Genomic DNA, 537 nt, shown 5'->3' on the forward strand with positions numbered 1-537 from the left:
GATGTAGTCAGTGAGGACCCGTTGACGATTGATGTCCCCGGCATCGGCGAGGTCCGAGTGGGCGCTTCAGTACGAGGCGCTGGCGGCTACATCGAGGCTGGCCGGTACGGCGGGAGGCCCACCCTTCCCAAGTCGTGCCGCGAGTCTCCTGTGGTCTCGTTCCGCTCGGAGTAGCGGACCGGCGGGGTGCGCATCCCCCATCCGGATCTGCCGCGATGCGCGCGTCCCAAGATGCCGACGACAGCGTGCGAGATGGAACTGAGAATTCAGCTCAGGCGGAAGGTCCCGGCTTCCAGTGGCCGGAACGGGTAGTCGCCTCGTCAGTGGGCCGTTAGCGTGACAACGTGACAGGCGACATCACGAGCGACGACCCCCGGACCGAGCTTGCCCGTATCGAGCGACAGATCGAGGAATTGCAACAGGCCGTCCGCGACCTCCGAGCCAGTCTCAACGACGCCGGCCCGATAGACCCGGAGGACCGCTCACTGGTGATCAGCCAGGCCGAAGAGCAGGAAGCGATCAACGCCGAACTCGAGC

General features: G+C 65.5%; 1 protein-coding gene. It reads left to right on the plus strand.

Annotated features, from left to right (window positions below):
* Positions 1-344: 344 nt before the first annotated feature.
* On the plus strand, positions 345-537 hold a 193-nt coding region (locus AC1DVM_RS23240), incomplete at its 3' end, for a hypothetical protein (protein WP_477258514.1).

Source organism: Microvirga sp. P4_A5 (genome assembly GCF_056402495.1).